Below are 5664 nucleotides of genomic sequence, written 5' to 3' on the forward strand. Positions count from 1 at the left end.
CGGCGGCCAGCGCCTGCGCGACATGGTCGGGGGTCGAAATGCCGAAGCCGAGTACCGGCGGCGGCGCGCCATTGGTGGCCAGCCCCCTGAACAGCGCGTCATGATCGAGCGCCAGCGCATCGCGCGTCCCCGTCACGCCGCCACGCGCGACGCAATAGGTGTAGCCCGACGACAAGGCGGCGATGCGTGTCAGGACCGCATCGGGCGTGTTCGGCGCGGCGATCATGACGAGATCGATCCCGGCATCACGCGCCGCCGCCGCATAGGGCTGGGCCTCCAGGCTCGGCACGTCGGCGATGAGAATCGAATCCGCCCCCGCCGCCGCCGCATCGGCCATGAATTTGGCTTCGCCGCGCGCCATGAGGAGATTGGCATAGGTCAGGATGCCGATGGGGACGTCGGGCCAGCGCGCCCGGAAGTCGGCGATCTGCCGGAAGGCGTCATCGACCCGCGCCCCGGCCTGCAGCGCGCGGATCGCCGCTTCCTGAATTACCGGGCCGTCGGCGACCGGATCACTGAACGGAATGCCGACCTCGATCATGTCCGCTCCGCCGCTGACGCACGCATCGAGCAGTTGGGCGCACGTCGCATAGTCGGGATCGCCGAGCATCAGGAAGGCGCCGAACGCCCCACTATTCCCAAGCCGCGCGAACATCGCGTCATAGCGGTTCATTTCAGCAATTCCCGCGGCAGAAGTTCGCGGGCTTGGGTCATGTCCTTGTCGCCCCGTCCCGACAGGTTGATGAGCAGGATCTTGTCGTCATCGGCCTCCGCAATCTTGAGCGCATGGCTGAGTGCGTGAGCGCTTTCGAACGCGCAGACGATGCCCTCCTTGCGTGCCAGCAGAACAAATGCATCGAGCGCCGCCTGATCCTCGCACCCGACGTAGGATGCGCGGCCGATATCCTTCAGATGGGCATGTTCCGGCCCGACCCCGGGATAATCGAGCCCCGCTGAAATCGACCAGCTTTCGGTTACCTGCCCGTCGCTATCCTGAAGCAGCAGGGTCGACGCGCCGTGGAGAATGCCCGGCGATCCGCGCAGGATGGTGGCGCCATGCTCATGGCCGTCGAGGCCTTTGCCGGCCGGCTCGACCCCGATCAGTTCGACGCCTTCGTCCGCAATGAAATCGGCGAAGATACCGATCGCGTTAGACCCGCCGCCGACGCAGGCGATGACCGCATCGGGCAACCGCCCTTCGATCGCGAGGATCTGTTCGCGCGCCTCCTTGCCGATGACCCGCTGAAACTCGCGCACCATCGTCGGGAAAGGATGCGGCCCGGCGGCGGTGCCGAGAATATAATGTGTGTCGGGGAAGCTCGCCGTCCAGTCGCGCAGCGCCTCGTTGACCGCGTCCTTCAACGTCTTGCTGCCTGAAGTGACGGGGATCACCGTCGCGCCCATCAGCTCCATGAGAAACTCGTTGAGCGATTGGCGCGCGATATCCTCGGCGCCCATGTAGATTTTCGTTTCCATGCCGAAAAGCGCGCCGGCCAGCGCGGTCGCGACGCCATGCTGCCCGGCGCCGGTCTCGGCGATCAGCTTGGTTTTGCCCATGCGCTTTGCCAGCAGCGCCTGCGCCAGCGTCTGGTTGGTCTTGTGCGCCCCGCCGTGGATCAAATCCTCGCGCTTGAGATAGATGCGGGTGCGCTCGCTGCCCAGGTTGCGGCACTTGGTCAGCGGGGTCGGCCGACCGGCATAGGTGGTGAGCAGATTCTGCAAGTCGGCATTGAACGCCGGATCGTCCTGCGCATCGAGGAAGGCCGCCTCGAGCTGTTCTAGCGCCGGGACGAGGATTTCGGGGACGTAAGCGCCGCCGAAGCGACCGAAGCGACCGGACTGGCGCATGTCAGTGATTCCTGGCTGTGGGGCGGAGGGCAGAAAAGAAGGCGGTCATTTTCACAGGGTCCTTGCGGCCGGGGACGGCTTCAACGCCCGAACTGACGTCGAGGCCATAGGCACCGACGCGCGAAGCGGCGGCTGCGTTTGCCGGCGTGAGGCCACCGGCCAGAAACGCACTGCCGAGATCGGGACGGTCGGCGAGGAACGACCAATCAAACGTCTCGCCCGTCCCGCCCGACCCGCTGTCGAACAGAGTGCGGTCGACCCCGGGGCGCGGCCCCTCACCACCGCTGCTGACCGCCCAGATTTCACCGGCGAAACCGGCGCGGATCGCGGCGATGTAGGCGGCGTCTTCGCTCCCATGGAGCTGGACGGCGGCAAGGTCGAGGACGCGGGCGGTGTCGATGATTTGCTGCGCCGGAACGTCACGGAACACCCCCACTGGCTTGGCCCCGGCGTCGCGAATGGCGGCGGCGATCGGCTTGGCCTGCTCGACATCGACCGCACGCGGAGTGTCGGGAACAAAGATCATGCCGACGTGCGTCGCGCCACTCACGACGGTCAATTTTGCATCTTCAATGTTTGTGACTCCGCAAATCTTCGTTCGCCCAAATACCAGCGCCCGTACTGCCTCTCCGACATCGGGCGCGGCCATTAACGAGGAGCCGACGAGGAAAGCGTCGACATGCCGCGCGAGCCGCTGAACGTCTGCGCGCGTGGCGATTCCGCTTTCCGAAATGAGCAGCGCATCGCGCGGCGCGCGCGGGGCGAGGCGCTCGGTCACCACAAGATCGGTGGTCAGCGTCTTCAAGTCGCGGTTGTTGATGCCGATGATGTCGGCCCCGAGCGCCGCCGCCCGCGCCAGTTCGGCTTCGTCATGGACCTCGGTAATCACGTCCATCCCGAGCCGCGCGGCCTCGGCATAAACCGCTGCCGCTTCGTCGTCGCCCAACACCGACAACATGCACAGCGCCGCATCCGCACCTGCCCCTCGCGCTTCGATCAACTGGCGCGGGTCAACCACAAAATCCTTGGCCAGGATCGGTCCGTCAAACAGTGCCCGCACCGTCCGCAGATCGTCGAGCGAGCCGTGGAAATACCGCCCGTCGGTCAGCACGCTCACCGCGTCGGCGACGCCCGCGTAGGCGCACGCGGCGGCAGCGGGCTCGACCGTGCTGCGATGCCCCGAGGGCGAAGCGCGCTTGACCTCCATCACGAACCGCGCGCCGGGTTGCGACAGTACCGCGCGCAGGCTGCGGGTCGTCGGCGTCACCCCCGCGCGCATGGCGTCGGCGGTCGTATCACCCAATCGCGTTGCGACCTCGATCCGCTTGGCGGCGACGATCTCGCCCAGCACATCAGCCATTGCTCGCCTCGATATAGCCATTGAGCACTGCCGCGCCGCCGCCCGAACGCAGCGCATCAAGCGCGAAACCGGTCCCTTCGCGGATGTCGCTGGCCTTGCCTGCGGTCCACAAGAGCGCGCCGGCATTGAGCGCCACGATGTCATGCTCGGCCCGCTCGCCCCGTCCGCTGAGCAATGTGCGCAGCCGAACCGCATTCTCCGCCGGATCGCCGCCGGTGACGACCTTGAGCGGCGCGCGTTCAAGCCCGGCGTCCTCGGGAGTGATTTCAAATTCGGTCAGCTCACCGCCCGACAGCCGCACCGCGCGCGTCTCGCCGTGGAGCGCTACCTCGTCGAGCCCCGAGCCATGAACCACCAGCGCCGCGCGCACGCCCATCGCGTCGAGCGTCTGCGCGATCCGCCGCAACATGCGCGGGTCGGCGACGCCGAGCAATTGCACCGGCGGCCGCGCGGGGTTGATGCACGGCCCGAGCAAGTTCATCACCGTGCGCACCTGCAATTGCCTGCGAACCAGCGCGGCATGCTTCATCCCCGGGTGATAGGCGGGCGCGAACAGGAAACAGAAGCCGGTCGCGTCGAGCGTCGCGCGGGCGGCGGCAGGGGCCATCTCGATCCGCGCGCCCAAAGCTTCGAGCACGTCGGCCGAGCCACATTTCGAGCTGATCGAGCGATTGCCGTGCTTCGCCACCGGCAGACCGCACGCCGCCGTGACGAACGCCGCTGCCGTCGAGACGTTGATCAGTCCTGACCCGTCACCACCGGTCCCGCAGCAGTCGGCATAGAGATAGTCGGGCCGGTCGAACGGCAGTGCCGCGTCGGACAAGGCACGCGCCGCGCCGATCATTTCCTCGACCGTCTCGCCCTTCATCCGCAGCGCGACCAGCGTCGCGGCGATCTCGGCCGGCTCGAGCTTGCCGAGCACAAGCCGCTCGAACAGATGCTGCGCATCCGCGCTCGGCAGATCCTCGCCGGTCAGCAGCTTGGGCAGCGGGTTCGGGACCGGCCCGAGGTCGGGAAGCGACGAATTCATGTCCGCTCGCCCTGCCCGGACCGCAGCGCCTCTGTCCAGCGCAGGAGGCCGGCGAGCAACTGGTCGCCCATCGGCGTGAGGATCGATTCGGGATGGAATTGCACGCCCACCTGTTTCGCACGGGCATCGCTGATCGCCATCGCCATGCCGTCGATCGCCGCGTGGACCGTGAAGTTCGCCGGCGGGTTGGGCGTGCATAACGAATGATAGCGCCCGACCGCCATCGGGCTCGCCAGCCCCTTGAACGGGCCGCTCGCGTCATGCTCGATCCGCGACGTCTTGCCGTGGACAATGGCCGGCGCGCGCTCGACCGTCCCGCCCGCCTCCAACACCATCGCCTGATGGCCGAGGCACACGCCGATGACCGGGATGCGGCCCTTGGCGAGCGCGATCAGCGCCATCGTGCAGCCGGCGTCGCGCGGGTGGCCGGGGCCGGGCGACAGCAGCAGATTCATCCCCTCGCGCTCCGCCCGCTCCAGCGCGGCCTCGGCGGCGATAGTGTTGCGCACCACCTTCACATAGGCCCCCAGCCGCGCGCAGGCATCGGCCAGGTTGAAGGTGAAGCTGTCGCGATTGTCGATTAGCAGGATATTCATGCCCCGACCTCGACATTGGCAGCTGCCCTGATTGCCGCCAGCACCGCACTCGCCTTGTGGCGCGTCTCGGCCGCCTCGGAGGCGGGGTCGCTGTCGTGCACCACGCCGGCCCCGGCGCGCACCTCGGCTACCCCGTCACGCACCAGCGCCGAGCGGATGACGATCGACGTGTCCATCGACCCGTCCCCGGCGATCCACCCGACCGCGCCGCCATAAGGCCCGCGCGGGCTGACCTCGGCCTCGCGGATCAGTTCGAGCGCACGCAGTTTCGGCGCTCCGCTCAGCGTCCCGCACGTCCCGCACGCGATCAGCGCATCGATGGCGTCGCGGTCGGGCTCGAGCCGTCCTTCGACCCGGCTGACCAAGTGCATGACGCGCGCAAACCGCTCGACCCCGAGCAGCCCAGCGACGCGCCGTGTGCCCGGCTCGGCGACGCGAGCGACGTCGTTGCGGGCGAGGTCGACCAGCATCATATGCTCGGCAATCTCCTTGGCATCGAGGCGCAGGTCGGCCTCCATCCGGTCGTCCTCGTCGATCGTCCCGCCGCGCGGCCGCGTGCCGGCGATCGGCGAGACGGTGACGATATGACGGTCAGCCTCGCGGCGGACGGCGACGGCGGTTTCGGGCGAGGCGCCGAACAGCGTGCCGAAGCCGGTCTCGACGAAGAACAGATAGCGGCTGGGATCGGCCGCGCCGAGGCGGGCGAAGGCGGCGCGCGGATCGGCACAGGGAGTGCGAAAGGCACGGCTCGGAACAACCTGGAAAATATCCCCCGCTGCGACCTTTTCCTTCAGGTCCGACACGATCGCGGCATAGACGACATCGTCGAG

6 protein-coding genes are annotated in these 5664 nt (G+C 67.8%); all 6 read right to left on the reverse strand.

Going from position 1 to position 5664, the window contains the following annotated elements; all coding sequences use genetic code 11:
- A partial coding sequence (gene trpA / locus RMN84_RS12225; protein ID WP_309612441.1) for a tryptophan synthase subunit alpha occupies positions 1–673 on the reverse strand: 673 nt, incomplete at its 3' end.
- Positions 670–1848: a tryptophan synthase subunit beta gene (gene trpB / locus RMN84_RS12230; RefSeq protein WP_309612442.1), complete on the reverse strand. Its 1179-nt coding sequence runs from the start codon at positions 1846–1848 to the stop codon at positions 670–672. The genes trpB and trpA, both read right to left, overlap by 4 nt.
- Before the next feature lies 1 nt (position 1849).
- Positions 1850–3208 carry a bifunctional indole-3-glycerol-phosphate synthase TrpC/phosphoribosylanthranilate isomerase TrpF gene (gene trpCF / locus RMN84_RS12235; RefSeq protein WP_309612443.1) on the reverse strand — a complete coding sequence of 453 codons (1359 nt, stop codon included), beginning with the start codon at positions 3206–3208 and terminating at the stop codon, positions 1850–1852.
- Positions 3201–4238 carry an anthranilate phosphoribosyltransferase gene (gene trpD, locus RMN84_RS12240; RefSeq protein WP_309612444.1) on the reverse strand — a complete coding sequence of 346 codons (1038 nt, stop codon included), beginning with the start codon at positions 4236–4238 and terminating at the stop codon, positions 3201–3203. The genes trpCF and trpD overlap by 8 nt, the downstream gene beginning before the upstream one ends.
- Positions 4235–4834 carry an aminodeoxychorismate/anthranilate synthase component II gene (locus RMN84_RS12245; RefSeq protein WP_309612445.1) on the reverse strand — a complete coding sequence of 200 codons (600 nt, stop codon included), beginning with the start codon at positions 4832–4834 and terminating at the stop codon, positions 4235–4237. Before RMN84_RS12245 ends, trpD begins: the two co-directional genes overlap by 4 nt.
- On the reverse strand, positions 4831–5664 hold an 834-nt coding region (locus tag RMN84_RS12250; protein ID WP_309612446.1), incomplete at its 5' end, for a chorismate-binding protein. The genes RMN84_RS12245 and RMN84_RS12250, both read right to left, overlap by 4 nt.

The sequence above is a fragment of the Sphingomonas sp. genome, assembly GCF_031380695.1.
Classification (GTDB): Bacteria; Pseudomonadota; Alphaproteobacteria; order Sphingomonadales; family Sphingomonadaceae; genus Sphingomicrobium.

What these genes read in the sequence shown, in the direction of transcription:
- RMN84_RS12245 (WP_309612445.1), bottom strand. Translation starts at nt 4,834, where the DNA reads ATGAATATCCTGCTAATCGACAATCGCGACAGCTTCACCTTCAACCTG.
- trpD (WP_309612444.1), bottom strand. Translation starts at nt 4,238, where the DNA reads ATGAATTCGTCGCTTCCCGACCTCGGGCCGGTCCCGAACCCGCTGCCC.
- trpCF (WP_309612443.1), bottom strand. Translation starts at nt 3,208, where the DNA reads ATGGCTGATGTGCTGGGCGAGATCGTCGCCGCCAAGCGGATCGAGGTC.
- trpB (WP_309612442.1), bottom strand. Translation starts at nt 1,848, where the DNA reads ATGCGCCAGTCCGGTCGCTTCGGTCGCTTCGGCGGCGCTTACGTCCCC.